Annotated in this window: 14 protein-coding genes and 5 tRNA genes; 4 read left to right on the top strand and 15 right to left on the bottom strand. The window is 61.3% G+C overall.

Annotation, left to right across the window (positions count from 1 at the left end; translation table 11 throughout):
- Positions 1-96: 96 nt before the first annotated feature.
- Together MJ643_RS10020 and MJ643_RS10015 are read right to left on the bottom strand one after the other, a co-directional pair.
- Positions 97-1,095 carry a diguanylate cyclase gene (locus tag MJ643_RS10020; RefSeq protein WP_023662128.1) on the bottom strand — a complete coding sequence of 333 codons (999 nt, stop codon included), beginning with the start codon at positions 1,093-1,095 and terminating at the stop codon, positions 97-99.
- Positions 1,096-1,188: 93 nt separating this feature from the next.
- Positions 1,189-2,067: a LysR family transcriptional regulator gene (locus MJ643_RS10015; RefSeq protein WP_023662127.1), complete on the bottom strand. Its 879-nt coding sequence runs from the start codon at positions 2,065-2,067 to the stop codon at positions 1,189-1,191.
- Positions 2,068-2,188: 121 nt separating this feature from the next.
- Here MJ643_RS10015 and MJ643_RS10010 point away from each other — a divergent pair, with 121 nt between their 5' ends.
- Positions 2,189-2,923 (top strand): AzlC family ABC transporter permease, encoded by a 735-nt coding sequence (locus tag MJ643_RS10010; protein ID WP_208209651.1) that lies wholly within the window; start codon positions 2,189-2,191, stop codon positions 2,921-2,923.
- Positions 2,920-3,246 (top strand): AzlD domain-containing protein, encoded by a 327-nt coding sequence (locus MJ643_RS10005; RefSeq protein WP_003257245.1) that lies wholly within the window; start codon positions 2,920-2,922, stop codon positions 3,244-3,246. Before MJ643_RS10010 ends, MJ643_RS10005 begins: the two co-directional genes overlap by 4 nt.
- A gap of 74 nt (positions 3,247-3,320) precedes the next feature.
- Here MJ643_RS10005 and MJ643_RS10000 read toward each other — a convergent pair.
- Together MJ643_RS10000 and phnN are read right to left on the bottom strand one after the other, a co-directional pair.
- Positions 3,321-3,397, bottom strand: a tRNA-Arg gene (locus tag MJ643_RS10000).
- A gap of 111 nt (positions 3,398-3,508) precedes the next feature.
- Positions 3,509-4,102: a phosphonate metabolism protein/1,5-bisphosphokinase (PRPP-forming) PhnN gene (gene phnN / locus MJ643_RS09995; protein WP_208209652.1), complete on the bottom strand. Its 594-nt coding sequence runs from the start codon at positions 4,100-4,102 to the stop codon at positions 3,509-3,511.
- Positions 4,103-4,446: 344 nt separating this feature from the next.
- Between phnN and MJ643_RS09990 the strand changes: the two genes are divergently transcribed.
- Positions 4,447-4,773 carry an Arc family DNA-binding protein gene (locus tag MJ643_RS09990; RefSeq protein ID WP_015271261.1) on the top strand — a complete coding sequence of 109 codons (327 nt, stop codon included), beginning with the start codon at positions 4,447-4,449 and terminating at the stop codon, positions 4,771-4,773.
- 81 nt (positions 4,774-4,854) lie between these two features.
- Here MJ643_RS09990 and mgtE read toward each other — a convergent pair whose 3' ends face one another.
- The 8 genes from mgtE to alaS form a co-directional block, all read right to left on the bottom strand.
- The gene (gene mgtE / locus MJ643_RS09985) at positions 4,855-6,297 is read right to left on the bottom strand and encodes a magnesium transporter (protein ID WP_015271262.1); all 1,443 of its coding nucleotides are present in this window, start codon (positions 6,295-6,297) and stop codon (positions 4,855-4,857) included.
- A gap of 457 nt (positions 6,298-6,754) precedes the next feature.
- Positions 6,755-6,831: transfer RNA gene (locus MJ643_RS09980), tRNA-Arg, on the bottom strand.
- 72 nt (positions 6,832-6,903) lie between these two features.
- Positions 6,904-6,980, bottom strand: a tRNA-Arg gene (locus MJ643_RS09975).
- 71 nt (positions 6,981-7,051) lie between these two features.
- Positions 7,052-7,128, bottom strand: a tRNA-Arg gene (locus MJ643_RS09970).
- Positions 7,129-7,234: 106 nt separating this feature from the next.
- Positions 7,235-7,325 (bottom strand) — tRNA-Ser (locus MJ643_RS09965).
- A 72-nt stretch (positions 7,326-7,397) separates the two neighbouring features.
- Positions 7,398-7,586, bottom strand: a complete 189-nt coding sequence (csrA, locus tag MJ643_RS09960) for a carbon storage regulator CsrA (protein ID WP_003254503.1) — start codon at positions 7,584-7,586, stop codon at positions 7,398-7,400.
- A 166-nt stretch (positions 7,587-7,752) separates the two neighbouring features.
- Positions 7,753-8,988, bottom strand: coding sequence for an aspartate kinase (locus tag MJ643_RS09955; RefSeq protein WP_013973645.1), 1,236 nt, complete (start codon positions 8,986-8,988; stop codon positions 7,753-7,755).
- 245 nt (positions 8,989-9,233) lie between these two features.
- Positions 9,234-11,858 (bottom strand): alanine--tRNA ligase, encoded by a 2,625-nt coding sequence (alaS, locus tag MJ643_RS09950; RefSeq protein ID WP_015271263.1) that lies wholly within the window; start codon positions 11,856-11,858, stop codon positions 9,234-9,236.
- Positions 11,859-12,123: 265 nt separating this feature from the next.
- Here alaS and MJ643_RS09945 point away from each other — a divergent pair, with 265 nt between their 5' ends.
- Positions 12,124-13,404, top strand: coding sequence for a M91 family zinc metallopeptidase (locus tag MJ643_RS09945; protein WP_024087499.1), 1,281 nt, complete (start codon positions 12,124-12,126; stop codon positions 13,402-13,404).
- Positions 13,405-13,425: 21 nt separating this feature from the next.
- Here MJ643_RS09945 and astE read toward each other — a convergent pair whose 3' ends face one another.
- From astE to astB, 3 genes are read right to left on the bottom strand one after another with little or no spacing between them, the layout of a single operon-like run.
- Entirely contained in the window at positions 13,426-14,433 is a 1,008-nt protein-coding gene (astE, locus tag MJ643_RS09940; RefSeq protein ID WP_023662122.1) for a succinylglutamate desuccinylase, read from the bottom strand.
- 10 nt (positions 14,434-14,443) lie between these two features.
- Positions 14,444-14,734: a topoisomerase II gene (locus MJ643_RS09935; RefSeq protein ID WP_003256592.1), complete on the bottom strand. Its 291-nt coding sequence runs from the start codon at positions 14,732-14,734 to the stop codon at positions 14,444-14,446.
- Positions 14,735-14,748: 14 nt separating this feature from the next.
- The gene (gene astB, locus MJ643_RS09930; protein WP_013973649.1) at positions 14,749-16,098 is read right to left on the bottom strand and encodes an N-succinylarginine dihydrolase; all 1,350 of its coding nucleotides are present in this window, start codon (positions 16,096-16,098) and stop codon (positions 14,749-14,751) included.
- Positions 16,099-16,117 lie beyond the last annotated feature (19 nt).

The raw sequence follows: 16,117 nt of genomic DNA, 5'->3' as shown, positions 1-16,117 counted from the left end.
AGCTACAGGACTCAGGCCACTGGCTAAAACTGTCCAACTTTTCGGGGGCAGTCCAACCTGTGGGAGCGGGTTTACCCGCGAAGAGGCCGGCACAGGCTACTCGGCTATGGCGTTCTTGCCACTCCCCTTGGCCCGGTACAGCGCCTTGTCGGCACGCGCCAGCAGTGCATGCTGGTCCTCTCCTTCCTCCCATTGCACCACACCGTAGCTCATGGTTAGCCGGAAATCGCCCACCGGCTCTATCTGCGCCATCGCCTGGCGTAAGCGTGCAGCCACTTCCAGCGCCTCGCCCAGCGAGGCCTGCGGCAATACGATGACGAACTCGTCCCCACCCCACCGCGCCAGCAGGTCCTGCTCCCGCAGGCAGGCACGCAGGACGTCGACCACCCGCAACAGCGCCGCATCGCCATGGGCATGGCCATAGCGGTCATTGATCGGCTTGAAGTCATCCAGGTCCATGGCTATCAGCGACAACGGCTGGCGAAATCGCTGGGCACGCTCGCACTCCAGTTGTAGCGCCTTCTCCAGCCGATAGCGATTGGCAATGCGGGTCAACGCATCACGCTCGGCCAGCTCGCGGTTTTCGTCCAACTGCCGCTGCAACTGCTGGTTCACCCAGGACAGCTCGCGAGTGCGTTCGGCCACCTGGCTTTCCAGCGACTGGTTCCTCTGCTGCAGTTGCGCCACAAGGCGCTTGTTGGCGTCAATGTTGCGGTGGGCACCAAGCATGCGCGCTACCGAGCCGTCCTCGTTATGGGCAATGATGTAGCCGCTGTCTTCTATCCACAGATAGCTGCCATCCTGGCAACGGCAGCGGTATTCGACCAGATAGTGCTCGTTACGCTGGTTGATGTACGCCTCGAAATGCGCCATCACCCGTGGGTAGTCCTCCGGGTGGATCACGCTTTCCCAGGTGAGCACCGAGTTGGCCATGGAGTGGCTGGGGTAGCCGAGCATGGCGTACCAACCCGGGTTGCGATAGACGTAGCCGGTATTGGCATTCCAGTCCCAGATACCATCGCTGATAAGATCGAACAACGTACGCAACTGCTGCTCACTGAAGCCGGCAGGTACCGGCCGGGTTTCCTGACTCATTGACGCTCTCCCTGACGGCTGGCGCACCCGAACAGAATAGCCCCGACGCCCTGTTTTTGCGGCGCTGTGCGAGCAGGCATGGATCGACGACGCTCAAGCCAGATGCAACAGCGCCTCCTCCACCGCGGCAACCACCTGGTTGCCCTTGGCACCCGGCAGCCGCCATGCGGCGATGGTCACACCCAGTGGCACAGCGCGATCAATGGGGGCGACCAGTTCACCGCTGTCCAGGTAGCGCTGCACCAGGCTTCTGCGCCCTATAAGCACCCCTGCAGCCAGCAAGGCTTGCTGCAGGGCGATCGAGTACAGGGAAAAACCCGGTCCACGGGCAACGAACTTGTGCCCAGGCATCACAGCCCCCGTCCACACCGCCCAGTCGTTCCAGCCCACGTCGGCGATGCAACGGGCGTCGGCAAGATCCTCGGGCTTGGTGATGCTGTTGGCCAGGGCCGGCACGCACACGGGCAGGATTTCTTCCGTGGCTATCCTGCGTTGCCAGCGCTCGGGCTTTTCGGTGTAGAACAGGCACAGATCGAACGGGCTGCGCTTCAGGTTGGGCGGCTCATCCACCGCAGTCACCGAGATCTCGATGGGTGCCAGCAAGCGGGTCAGTTCCGGCAAGCGTGGCCCGATCCACAACTGCGCCAGAGCAGGCGATGTGACGATATGCACCCGCTGCGGTGCCGCCAGGCGGCGCAGTGCGCGCGCAGCGGCTTCCACGGCGTCGAATGCCTCGGTGAACTGGCCTTTCACGCTTTCGCCCAAGGGCGTCAGCCGTACGCCTTTGGCATGGCGCTCGAACAAGGCCGCGCCGTATTCGTTCTCCAGGGTCTTGACCAGGGCGGCGATGGCCCCCGGTGTCACCTTCAGTTCGAGTGCAGCACGGGCGAAACCGCCCAGGCGGGCTGACGCTTCGAAGGCACGCAAGGCATTGAGCTGCAGCGAGTGCCGGGTAGAAGTATCGAGGTACACGGTTTCAGGCCTATTTTTTTTAGGCCTACTATTCCAGAAATCTGGCGTTGTGGCCAACTGTCGCGCGCATTAACGTGGACGTGCCGCCCTTGTACCGCCTGCACACTTTCAAGGATTTCAAATGCCGTATCCAAGCGCGCCCCAAGCGTTCAGGCAAGGTGCCCGCAGCGCCCTGCCATTGACCTCCGGCATAGTGCCCTTCGGCCTGATCACCGGGGTCACGGCGATCGGCATGGGCCTGTCGCCAACCGATGCCATCGGCATGACCTTGCTGTTCTACTCCGGTTCGGCGCAGATGGTGGTGATGCAGTTGATGCAAAGCGCCGCCCTGCCGGTGACCATGGTAGTCACCGCGCTGGTGATCAACCTGCGCTTCCTGATGTACAGCGCCAGCCTGGCCCCGCACCTGGGCCAGTTGCCCCGCCGCCGCAAGTGGCCGATGGCGTACATGCTGTCGGACCAGTCCTTCGCCCTGTGCATGCTGAAGATGGGCACGGGCGGGCTGGGACAGTATGCCTACCCCTACTATGCCGGTACGGCAATCACCATGTTCTTCGGCTGGAACCTCTCGGTGCTGGCGGGCATGTATCTGGGAGCGAGCATTCCTGAAGACTGGTCGCTCGGCTTTGCCATTCCCTTGTCGTTCCTGGCCCTGTTGATACCCGGCATTCGCAATGCAGCCACGCTTGGCGCAGCGCTGACCGGCGGTGTGCTCGCCGTACTGGCCGTCGACCTGCCCTACAACCTCGGCCTGCTGGTTGGCGCGCTGGGCGGCATCGTCGCTGGGCTAGCCATCGAGAACTGGCAAAAACAGCAAACCGCGGAAGAAGCCAATACCGAGCAGGAAGCATCATGAGCGAAACGACCCAGTGGATGACCTTCATTCTGATCGGCCTGGGCACCTTCGCCATCCGCCTGTCGTTCATCGAGTTGCACACGGCATTGCGCATCCCCCCACTGTTTCGCCGCGCCCTGGCGTATGTGCCAGCCAGTGTGTTGGCCGCATTGGTACTGCCGGCCGTGGTATTCCCCGACCGGCAGGCAGGGTTCGACTGGATGAACCCGCAGATACCAGCGGCGATACTGGCCGCGCTGGTGGCGTGGCGTACGCGCAGCACGATGCTGACGCTGATTGTGGGCATGGGAGTACTTTGGGCCTTGAAGCATCTGGGGATGTAGAAATACGCAGCTTCAAGGCTTCCCGGTTTCGCGTCACCAACACCGGCTGAACGCGGTAAGGGAACGAAAGGAAATGGCGTCCCAGGCAGGAATTGAACCTGCAACCTTCCCCTTAGGAGGGGGATGCTCTATCCAATTGAGCTACTGAGACGCAAGTGCCGGCAGCGAACGCTGCATAGCGGGACGGCCAGCATGTTAACCAGCATGCTGGCGTTTGTCATGCCTCAAGCGGGCTTTTTCGCGTAATCCTTTTCTGCCAATGCTACACCTGCGCCAGCACACCTTCATCATGCAGCAGCGTGAACAATGCCGTGACCGCGGTTTCCAGGGTGGTGGAGTTGTCCAGCACATGCAGCGACGGATCTGCCAGCGCCTGCAAGCGTGCATTACGTGCCAGGCGCTGCTCGATTTCTTCTGCGCTTTCCCGGCCGCGCGCCAACAGGCGCTCGCGCAGCACCTCGTGCCTGACCTCGACCAGCACTGCCAACAGGTTCGGGTAGCGCCGGCGCGCCTCGGCGAGATAAGCCCGCGAACCATTCACCAGCACCGACCTGCCCGCCGCCAGCCACTGATCCACCTGCAATGGAATGCCGTAATCCAACCCATTGGCGCGCCAATGCATGGCGAACGCGCCCTGTGCTCGCATTGCTTCGAACTGTTCGGCCGTTACGCCATGGGCGGCTTCGCCCTTGGCTTCAGCCGAACGGGTAATGACGCGACGAGCGATTTCCACCCCGGCGGCTGAAAGCCGCTGACGGGAAGCGTCAATCAGGGAATCTTTCCCGGAACCCGACGGTCCTACCAGATATATCAACCGGCCTGTGCCTGATTGGCGGTCGCTTGCGTCATGTTGCATAGCCACTATGCTCTATGGAGGGAACCGGCACATTCTATGGACTTTCCCGGGCTTTTGCTGCGCTTTACCAGTTTTTGACGGCAAAAGTCTGACGATTGGGCAAGCCGGTGCATGTAAAACTTTTCAAACCAGTACTCATTTCTGATAATTGGTACTGGCACAAAGCCTTTATCCGGCTCACTATTTGTCACAGAATTGACGCCAAGGAAACGGCGACCATGAGGCAAGATGAGCATCCATTTTTCACAGACGGTTGAACATTTCGTCGTCGCCACGGTCGTACTACCACCCCGTGCGGCCAATTTGAGAACCGCTTCCCCTGAACCAAAATCTGGTCAATTTATATGCGCCCAATGAAACAGGCTATTTATTCGAGCCGCACCGCTGACAAGTTCGTCGTCCGCCTGCCCGACGGGATGCGTGAGCGCATTGCCGAGGTAGCGCGCAACCATCACCGCAGCATGAACTCCGAAATCATCGCGCGCCTGGAACAGAGCCTTATCCAGGAAGGTGCGCTGGGTGACGATTTGAGCATGCGCCTGGACAGCCCCGAACTGTCCCTGCATGAACGCGAATTGCTGCAACGCTTCCGCCAACTGTCGCATCGCCAGCAGAACGCGCTGGTGGCCCTCATCGCTCACGATGTGGAAATGGCTGCCGACGCCTCCTGAGTTTTGCAGCCGAACATGAAAAAGCCAGCGTAAGCTGGCTTTTTTGTAGGTGGTGTCTCTGCAAGAGACGCGATCCGCGGGTTACAGCAGAAACACTGTGGCCAGCCCGAGGAAGATGAAGAACCCACCACTATCGGTCACCGCGGTAATCATCACGCTGGAGCCCATCGCCGGGTCGCGCCCCAGGCGTGTCAGGGTCATCGGGATCAACACCCCCATCAAGGCCGCCAACAGCAGGTTCAAGGTCATCGCCGCAGTCATCACCAGGCCCAACGACCAGCTGCCATACAGCCAGAACGCCACCGCACCGATCACCCCGCCCCAGATCAAGCCGTTGAGCAGCGATACCGCCAGCTCCTTGCGCATCAGGCGGCTGGTGTTGCCCGGCGACACCTGGTCCAGCGCCATGGCGCGCACGATCATGGTGATGGTCTGGTTACCGGAGTTGCCACCAATACCCGCCACGATCGGCATCAGCGCAGCCAGGGCCACCAGTTTCTCGATCGAACCTTCGAACAGGCCGATCACTCGCGAGGCAACGAAAGCGGTAATCAGGTTGATGGCCAACCAGGCCCAGCGGTTGCGCAGCGAACGCCAGACCGAGGCGAAGATGTCTTCTTCCTCGCGCAAACCGGCCATGTTCAGCACTTCGCTTTCGCTTTCTTCACGAATCAGGTCGACCATCTCGTCGATGGTCAAGCGGCCGATTAGGCGTTCGTTCTTGTCCACAACTGGCGCAGATACCAGGTCATAACGCTCGAAGGCCTGCGCCGCATCATAGGCATCTTCCTCGGGGTGGAAGGAGACCGGATCGGTCGCCATGACCTCCGCCACCTTCTTCTCCGGGTCGTTGACCAGCAGGCGCTTGATCGGCAATACGCCCTTGAGAATGCCGTCATAGTCGACCACGAAGAGTTTGTCGGTGTGGTTCGGCAGCTCTTTCAGGCGGCGAAGGTAGCGCAACACCACTTCCAGGCTGACGTCTTCGCGGATGGTGACCATCTCGAAGTCCATCAGCGCACCAACCTGCTCCTCGTCGTAGCTAAGCGCCGAACGCACGCGCTCGCGTTGCTGGGCATCGAGGGTTTCCATCAGCTCGTGAACAACGTCACGCGGCAGCTCTGGAGCCAGGTCGGCCAGCTCGTCGGCGTCCATTTCCTTGGCGGCGGCGAGCAGCTCGTGATCGTCCATGTCGGCGATCAGCGATTGCCGCACGGCGTCGGACACTTCCAGCAGGATGTCGCCATCGCGATCCGAGCGCACCAGCTGCCAGACCGTCAGGCGGTCTTCCAGGGGCAAGGCTTCGAGGATGTAGGCGATGTCGGCGGGGTGCAGGTCGTCGAGTTTGCGCTGCAGCTCGACGAGGTTCTGGCGGTGGACCAGATTTTCCACCAGGTCGTGGTGGGCGCCTTCCTGACGGTGGGTCAGGTCTTCTACCACGCGCTGGCGCTGCAGCAGTTCGACCACCTGGGCCAGGCGGTCCTGCAGGCTTTCCTGCGCTTTTTTTACTTCTACTTCAGTCATAGGCGAACTCCACTCCCAGCAGCGGAGCACGCCGGGAGAATCAATCGGTCAGATCTTTCTGTATGAATCTTGTTAGCGAGTAACTACTGGGTAAGTCCATGGTGGTTTTCCACAAGCCCCGGCGGGGCTGACGGGCGCAATCATACACTGCTAAAGCTGTCAGATCGCTTAAAATTTTTGGCCAGAACAATCGTTTGCGTGATAAAGCTAGGACAACGCTCGAAGCTATCAGTGCGACGGTTGTCATGGGTGGGAAAGCACATTCATTTCAGAAGTGTGGCGCCTAGTCGATTTTGGGGCCGCTGCGCGCCCCATCGCGACACAAGGCCGCTCCCACAGAAGAGCGCGACACCTGCACCACAATCATTACAGAAGAGCTTAGATCGACATCAGCAACAATTCATTGGCGCAGAAAAACAAAAAGCCCGCTCAATTGAGCGGGCTTCTTGATTTGGTGTGGCGGACTCAGGAGGATTCGAACCTCCGACCGCTCGGTTCGTAGCCGAGTACTCTATCCAGCTGAGCTATGAGTCCGTGGTGGTATTTTTAGACCAGATTACCACTGGTTGGTTGAAGTGCCTTTGCAAGCAGAGCCACTTCAAAAAGTGGCGGACTCAGCAGGATTCGAACCTGCGACCGCTCGGTTCGTAGCCGAGTACTCTATCCAGCTGAGCTATGAGTCCGCGATGGTAGTTTTAGACCAGATTACCACTGGTTTATTGAAGCAGCCTTGCAACCAAAGCCACTTCAAAAGTGGCGGACTCAGGAGGATTCGAACCTCCGACCGCTCGGTTCGTAGCCGAGTACTCTATCCAGCTGAGCTATGAGTCCGTGTCTTGCCGCGCATTATAGGTCGCTGAAACATTTTTGCAAGAACTTTTTCGTTTAAAATCAACTACTTAGCGTTCTTACCGTTTACAGCGCCCTAAGCGAATAATGGCGGTGAAGGGGGGATTCGAACCCCCGATACCCTTATGAGGTATACTCCCTTAGCAGGGGAGCGCCTTCGGCCACTCGGCCACCTCACCGCAACACGAGGCGAATATTAAACAGGCTCTTCCTCGTTTGCAACCCTTTTTTTGAAAAAAACTTCAAAAAAATTAAAGGCTTGGCTCCTCGTCCTTCTCTTTCTTGATCCGCAGGTAGATTTCCTCGCGGTGCACAGCCACTTCTTTCGGGGCGCTGACGCCAATACGCACCTGGTTGCCTTTTACGCCGAGCACCGTCACGGTGATCTCGCCGTCTCCAATGATCAGGCTCTCGGCGCACCGACGAGTCAGAATCAACATAGCTTTCTCCTTACGCAAAACATTCAGGGGGTAACAGTCTTGGGTGTCGCGGCCTGGTCGTGGACGACGACCTGGGCCTGGTTGATCGCCACACAGGGCAGGACGGGCCTGCGTGGCGAGCAGAAACGCGAAGGGCGCGGCAAGCCGCGCCCTTCCAGGCAGCGTATTACTCGCTCTGTCGTGCCGGGGCGTCGAGCTCGAACGCGGTGTGCAGCGCGCGTACGGCCAGCTCCAGGTACTTCTCTTCGATCACGACCGAAACCTTGATCTCGGAGGTGGAGATCATCTGGATGTTGATGCTCTCCTTGGCCAGGGCTTCGAACATGCGGCTGGCAACACCGGCGTGCGAACGCATGCCGACGCCGACGATCGAGACCTTGGCGATCTTGGTGTCGCCGATCACTTCACGGGCACCGATTTCGCGGGCAGTGTTTTCCAGCACGCTCTGCGCCTTCTCGTACTCGTTGCGGTGCACGGTGAAGGTGAAGTCGGTGGTGTTATCGTGGGCAACGTTCTGCACGATCATGTCGACCTCGATGTTCGAGGCACTGATCGGGCCGAGGATCTTGAAGGCCACGCCCGGGGTGTCCGGCACGCCGCGAATGGTCAGCTTGGCTTCATCACGGTTGAAGGCGATACCGGAAATGATCGGCTGTTCCATGGATTCCTCTTCATCAATGGTAATGAGGGTACCCGGACCCTCCTTGAAGCTGTGCAGCACGCGCAGCGGAACGTTGTACTTGCCGGCGAATTCCACCGAACGGATCTGCAGCACCTTGGAACCGAGGCTGGCCATTTCCAGCATCTCTTCGAAGGTGATCTTCTCCAGGCGCTGGGCCTGCGGCACAACACGCGGGTCGGTGGTGTAGACGCCATCGACGTCGGTGTAGATCTGGCACTCGTCAGCCTTCAGCGCAGCCGCCAGGGCCACACCCGTGGTGTCGGAGCCGCCACGGCCAAGCGTGGTGATGCTGCCATGCTCGTCGACGCCCTGGAAGCCTGCTACCACGACCACGCGGCCTTCCTTGAGGTCGGCACGAATCTTCTGGTCGTCGATCTGCAGGATGCGCGCCTTGTTGTGTGCGCTGTCGGTGAGAATGCGCACCTGGTTGCCGGTGTAGGACACCGCTGGCACACCGCGCTTGATCAAGGCCATGGTCAGCAAGGCAATGGTGACCTGCTCACCGGTCGACACGATCACGTCCAGTTCACGCGGAACCGGCTGATCGGTGATCTGCTTGGCCAGGTCGATCAGGCGATTGGTTTCACCGCTCATTGCCGACAGCACAACCACCAGGTCGTCACCCGCTTCACGGTGTTTCTTGACCTTATCGGCTACCTGCTCGATCCGCTCGATGGAACCGACAGAGGTGCCGCCAAATTTCTGTACGATCAACGCCATTTCAATGGTGCCTCAGCCCATACAGGGCCCCAAAAAACAATCCAACATGAAGAGGCCGGATGGGAGTGGCCTGTGTGGCTAATTCTTGCACCCAAATTCGGCACCAGGATTCGCCTCGCTGCGTTGCCACTCCTCGCCGTAGCCCGGCTACGACTCGTCGCGGCGCCTTGCGCGGCAAACCCTGGCACTCGAATTTGAGCGCAAGAATTAGCCGTACAGGCCACTAGACCGCCGGCCCCCTCATCTCAAAGTCCCTGCTCTGCGAATGGCACGGCCAGCGCCAGGGCCTGGTCCAGTGCGGCGACGTCGACGCCGCCACCCTGAGCCATGTCCGGACGACCACCGCCCTTGCCACCCACCGCCGCAGCGGCTTGTTTCATCAGATCGCCAGCCTTGAGTTGGCTGGAGAGGTCCTTGGTCACGCCGGCCACCAGCACAACCTTGCCCTCATGCTCGCTGCCCAGCAGGATCACTGCGTGGCCGAGCTTGTTCTTCAGCTGATCGACCAGCGCCAGCAGTGCCTTGCCGTCCTGTCCATCCAGGCGGGCGGCGAGCACCTTGGCGCCCTTGACCTCAACGGCCGCGTTGGAGAGATCATCCCCGGCGGCGCTGGCGGCCTTGGCCTGCAGCTGTTCCAGCTGCTTCTCCAGCTGGCGGTTGCGCTCGAGCACAGCCGACAGCTTGTCGATCAGGTTGTCGCGGTTACCCTTCACCAGCTGCGCGGCTTCCTTGACCTGCTCTTCGGCAGCGTTCAGGTAGGCCAGCGCAGCAGCCCCGGTGACCGCTTCGATACGGCGCACGCCAGAGGCCACGCCGCCTTCGCTGATGATCTTGAACAGGCTGATGTCACCGGTGCGCTTGGCGTGGATACCGCCGCACAGCTCCACCGAGAAATCGCCGCCCATGCTCAGCACACGCACGGTGTCGCCGTACTTCTCGCCGAACAACGCCATGGCACCCTTGGCCTTGGCGGTTTCGATGTCGGTCAGTTCGGTTTCCACCGCAGTGTTCTTGCGCACTTCACGGTTGACGATGTCTTCCAGGGCCTTGATCTGCTCCGGTTTCACCGCCTCGAAGTGGCTGAAGTCGAAACGCAGGCGCTGGCTGTCGACCAGCGAGCCTTTCTGCTGTACGTGTTCGCCCAGTACCTGGCGCAGCGCTTCGTGCAGCAGGTGGGTGGCGGAGTGGTTCAGCGAGGTGGCGTGCTGCACGTCGGCATCGACCTTGGCCTCGACCGGGGAGCCGATCACCAGCGCACCGCTGGCAACCACGCCGTGGTGCAGGAAGGCACCACCGGTCTTGGTGGTGTCGCGCACATCGAAGCGCGCAGCGCCAGCCTGCAGGTAACCGGTGTCACCCACCTGGCCACCGGATTCGGCGTAGAACGGCGTGCGGTCGAGCACGACCACGCCCTGCTCGCCTTCACCCAGCTGGTCGACGGCCTGGCCGTCCTTGTACAGGGCGATGATCTTGCCCTGGCCTTCGGTGGCCTCGTAGCCGAGGAACTCGGTGGCGCTGTCGACCTTGACCAGGCTGTTGTAGTCCATGCCGAAGGCGCTGGCGGAACGGGCACGTTCACGCTGGGCGTCCATCTCGCGCTCGAAACCGGCTTCGTCGATGGTCAGCTCGCGCTCACGGGCGATGTCGGCGGTCAGGTCCATCGGGAAGCCGTAGGTGTCGTACAGCTTGAACACCACGTCGCCCGGCACCACATCACCCTCGAGCTGGGCCAGGTCCTGCTCGAGGATGCGCAGGCCCTGCTCCAGGGTCTTGGCGAACTGTTCTTCTTCAGCCTTGAGCACGCGCTCGATGTGCGCCTGCTGGCTGTTCAGTTCCGGGAAGGCCTCGCCCATTTCAGCGACCAGCGCGGCAACGATCTGGTAGAAGAAGCTGCCTTTGGCGCCCAGCTTGTTACCGTGGCGGCAGGCGCGGCGAATGATGCGGCGCAGCACGTAGCCACGGCCTTCGTTGGACGGCAGCACGCCGTCGGCGATCAGGAAGCCGCACGAACGGATGTGGTCGGCGACCACTTTCAGCGAGGCCTGGCCCTCATTGCTGCAACCGATGGCCTTGGCCGCGGCCGACAGCAGGTTCTGGAACAGGTCGATCTCGTAGTTCGAGTGCACGTGCTGCAGCACGGCGCTGACGCGCTCCAGGCCCATGCCGGTGTCCACAGACGGCGCTGGCAGCGGGTGCAGCACGCCGTCGGCGGTGCGGTTGAACTGCATGAAGACGTTGTTCCAGATCTCGATGTAGCGATCGCCGTCTTCTTCCGGCGAGCCGGGCGGGCCGCCCCAGATGTCCGGGCCGTGGTCGTAGAAGATCTCGGTGCACGGGCCGCATGGGCCGGTGTCGCCCATGGTCCAGAAGTTGTCGGAAGCGTACGGTGCGCCCTTGTTGTCGCCGATGCGCACCATGCGCTCGGCCGGCACGCCGACTTCCTTGGTCCAGATATCGTAGGCTTCGTCGTCAGTGGCGTAGACGGTGACCCAGAGCTTTTCCTTGGGCAGGTTCAGCCATTTTTCCGAAGTCAGGAAGGTCCAGGCGAAAGTGATCGCGTCGCGCTTGAAGTAGTCACCGAAGCTGAAGTTGCCCAGCATTTCGAAGAAGGTGTGGTGACGCGCGGTGTAACCGACGTTTTCCAGGTCGTTGTGCTTGCCGCCTGCGCGCACGCACTTCTGGCTACTGACGGCACGCGTGTAGGCACGCTTCTCCGCACCGAGGAAGCAGTCCTTGAACTGGTTCATGCCGGCATTGGTGAACAGCAGGGTCGGGTCGTTGTTCGGGATCAGCGAACTGGAGGCGACTCGGGTATGTCCCTGCTCTTCGAAGAAGCGAAGGAAGGCTTCACGGATTTCTGCGCTTTTCATAGGTTCTTCCACGGAAACGGCGGCCGTTTGGGCTAATACGTCGAATCGACGAAACGACGGCAAAGGGCGCCATTATATCCAGCCTGAACGGGAGATACAGTGTGTTTGTACACCAGAACAGCAATCGGCGGATGAAAAGCCGTTCATTAGCACGGCCACGGCGGAAAAGCAGCCCTGCGGGCCCACCCATGCGGTACATAAGCAACACCTGACCCGCGCAGTGGAACGGGATCCTGCCGACCCACCCTCGCTGCCGGAGCACTCCATGCCTGAGCTGAACATATCCAAACTCCACTCGGACCCGCATCCGCTACCCCACGGCATCATGCAGGCCAACCCGAGACCGATCTACTACATCGACGCCCGGGAACCCGGCCACTCGCAAACCGCCTTCGACAATAACGAAGACAACCCTCGGCAGCAGACCGAGGTCAAGTACATCCAGGCCGACGAAAATGTGCGAATTACGCTCGAACGCGCCTATCCATTGGGGCGGCGCTATCGCCGCGGCACCCAGAACAGCGAACTGCTGGTCTTCAACGTGGCCCCGCGTGCGCTGCGCGCGAATGAACAGCAAAAGCGCGTACGTATCGCCCCTCGCGAATGCCTGCTGGAAGTGACCATCAACGATGCGGTATTCATGGTCCCCGCGCATACCGCCCAAGCCATTGCCATTCGCCTCACCGATGGCAATCACCACGTGGTCATCGCCCCGGAGGTGAAGAAGACGGTGCTGATCGACATGATAGGGACCGGCAACAGGATCGAGACCGGCGCAGGTATCGTCCACATCGACGCCCATACCGGCACGCACCAGATTGTGGTCGGTAGCGGCCCGGTACTCATCGACAAGGGCGACGCGGTTGTCAACGTCACGGGGCACCGCCTGCTCGGCCGCGAGTCCTCCAGGGTCGAGCTCTACCGCAATGCCGAAAACGATGCACGACTGGCCCGGCCCGTGATGGCCGAACATCAGGCCCTGGGCAATATCGGCGTGCGATTGACGGGTAGCGACCAATTCAGCCAAGCGGCAGAGGATGCGCTGGAACTGCTGCGCAAACTACCCTGTGGCCAGGCGCTACTGGCGGCCCTGGATAAAAAGGCCGGGCAGTCCGGAGCCCCGATCAGCGTGATCGAAGCAGCCAGACACCAATTCACGACCTATACACCCAGCGACCACGAAGAAGATGAAGACGAAGGCCACTTCATCATCGACGAAAACCAGAGTAGCTGGGGATACAGCGGCGGCACACTGGCATACAACCCAGGCTGGTCGACCGCTGCGCAACTGCCACTGCTCGACCTGTACCGCTGCCTGTGCCAAGGCTGGAACTCGATGTCAGGCACCGTGTTTCCGGGCCAGACCGAGGTTCAAGGCAAAAACGGCGCCTATCCGGTGGACAACCTGCTCCTACAGAGCATCGGCTTGCCCACCGATTGCAGGTTCACATTCGGCGGCAGCACCGCCCTGAACACCAACCCACCCGCCTTCACTGAAAACGGGCTGCGTCAGGCGTTGCAACTGGAGCTGCGCACACAGCCGTGAACCCAGGCTATCGGGGCCAGCTCAGCCTAATCGCTGGCCGGAGTCGGGAACGATCAGAATCCCCGCCCTGAGGCCATTCTTGACCTTGGGGTTGGGGAAGATGATGCGCGCGCCCTCCTCCTCGACCACCCAACGCGTCTCGGCCAGGTCCTCGGCCAGCAAGTAGCCCTTGCTCAGCTCGGAGAAATTCTCGATGTCCGCCGGCAAGTGCAGGTGGAAGCTGTCGCTATGCTTGATGATCTCGCGGGAAACGCTGAACAGCTGCAGGCCATCCAGCGAGCCTTCGCCTTCGGGCTCGGTGTTTTCGATGATGCTGATCAGCCGCTCCTCCAGCTTGTCGAGGTTGACCTCCTCGTTCTGGCCGAACGGGCGGGCCTTTCCCAACTCCAGGGTGAAGGCTTCGGCCTCCAACTGCTCGTAGGTGAAGGCGCTGAAAGTGATGGAAGACTTGCTCTGCAACAACACCGCCTCCATGCCCGCCGCCGCCAGGCGTGCCAGCTCGCGACGGGAATGCTTGCGCCCCTCTTTATAAGGGTACAAGGCGAACTGCTCGATCTTCGAGCCGCGGATGGCGGTATGCAAGTCGTAGTGCAGGCGGTTGCGCCCCGGCTTGCTGAAGAATACCCGGGCGAACTGTTCCAGCTCGGCGGCACGCAATGCCTCGAAGCCACTGGACAGCTCGTGGCGGCCGTTGAACAGGCGGTTGATGTCCTGCTCGATAAAGCGCTCGCCCTTGCGGATGGCTGCCGGGTTGCCGAACAGGAACAGCACCCGGGCCTTGGGTTTGATCTTGCCGTTGGCCACGCCATGCAGCAGCCGCTCGAGCAACTCGATCGGCGCCGTTTCGTTGCCGTGGATGCCGGCGGACAGCAGCAGGTCCAGCCCGCAATCCTCGTTTTCGGCCGGGCGCACTTCGAGCGCGCCCTCCCCCAGCCAGCGCAAACGCGCGCCCTTGGATGTCACTTGGGTCTTCTCGGCCGGTTCGTGATCGGTGAGGGTCAGCTCAAGCAATTTGCCAAGGGCGAGCATAGGTACTTCCTTAGTGGTGGTGGCCGCAATCGGGGCCATGGACGTGATCGTCGTCTTCGCCGACCTCCGCCGGTTCCATTTCCAGCTGCAGGCTGACCAGGTTGGTGGCCATCGGGCGCAGCAGCAGGTTGGCGTACTCGGTGTCGTCTTCCTCGACATCCACGCCGATCAGCAGCTGGCCACGACCATCCTGCTGAATCCACACTTCCTTGCCTTGCCAGACGACGGCAAAGCGGGTGCAGGAAGTTTCCAGCTGGGTGCCGTCTTCATCTTCCAGGATAAGGCGCAGGGCGTCGGTCATTGCAAAGTCTCTCTTCAAGGTTGGCGTTGGAACGGATACACCGAGCCCAACTTCAGGATCTGGGTCAATTCGTCCAGTGCCGTACGGCATTCCACCAGCAATTGCGGGTCGGCCAGGTCCGCCTCGCCAAGGCGATCGCGGTAATGCTTGTCGACCCACTGCACCAGGGTGTCGTACAGCGAGGCGGTCATGATAACGCCTTGGTTGACCGCTGCCAGTTCCGTTTCCTTCAACGCCACGCGCAAACGCAGGCAAGCCGGCCCACCGCCGTTCTGCATGCTCTGCTTGAGGTCGAACACTTTCACCTCCCGCACCGGGCCGCCCTGGCTGGTCAACTGGCCCAGATAGGCCCAGACCCGCTCGTTGTTGCGGCACTCTTCCGGCACCACCAGCAGCATGGAGCCGTCGTCGCGGCTGAGCAACTGGCTGTTGAACAGGTATGAACGCACCGCGTCCTCTACCGTCACCGCCGCCCGCGGCACGCAGATGGCCTGGAAGTTGCCACCCTTGCTGGCCAGTTTAGCTCGCAGTTGGCCAAGTACCGCGTCCGTCTCGAGGAAAGCGTCCTCGTGGTAGAACAGCACCTCGCCGTTGCCCACAGCAATCACATCGTTGTGGAACACGCCCTGGTCGATTACCGCCGGGTTCTGTTGAGCGTAGACCACGCCGTCATCGCTCAGGCCATGCAGCCGGGCCACGGCCTGGGAGGCTTCCAGGGTCTGCCGGGCCGGGTACTTCTGCGGCGCCGGGTAGCGGCTGTCGAAGGCGCTGCGGCCGTAGACGAAGAACTCCACGCCGGCCTCGCCATACGTACGGCAGAAGCGAGTGTGGTTGGCCGCCCCCTCGTCACCGAACTGTGCCACGGCAGGCAGTGCCGCGTGGTGGGCAAAGTGCTTGTCGTTGCTGAACATGGCCCCCAGCACGCGGCTGGTGGTCGGGTGCTCGATGCTGCGGTGGTACTTGCAGTTGAGGTTGGCAGCAGTGAAATGCACGCGGCCATCGGCAGTGTCGGCACTGGGGCTGACCGTGGCGGCGTTGGCCACCCACATGCTCGAAGCCGAGCAACTGGCCACCAGCAATGGCATGGCTTCCTTGGCGGCACGCTGGATCACTTCGGCATCGCTGCCGCTGAAGCCCAGGCGGCGCAGTGCAGCCACGTCCGGGCGCTCCTGCGGTGCCAGCACGCCCTGCTTGAAGCCCATGTCGGCCAGCGCTTTCATCTTCGCCAGGCCCTGGCGCGCGGCTTCGCGCGGGTTGGAACCCTGCTGGCTGTTGCTCTGCGAAGCCACGTTGCCGTAGGACAGGCCGCCATAGTTGTGGGTAGGCCCCACCAGGCCATCAAAATTCACTTCGTAGGATTTCATCGGCTAGGCTCCGTGACCT

Origin of the sequence: Pseudomonas sp. PNPG3 (assembly GCF_023093815.1) — a bacterium.
Taxonomy (GTDB): domain Bacteria; phylum Pseudomonadota; class Gammaproteobacteria; order Pseudomonadales; family Pseudomonadaceae; genus Aquipseudomonas; species Aquipseudomonas asiatica.
The sequence above is the reverse complement of the archived record's forward strand: the minus strand, read 5'-3'. Positions and strand labels throughout refer to the sequence as shown.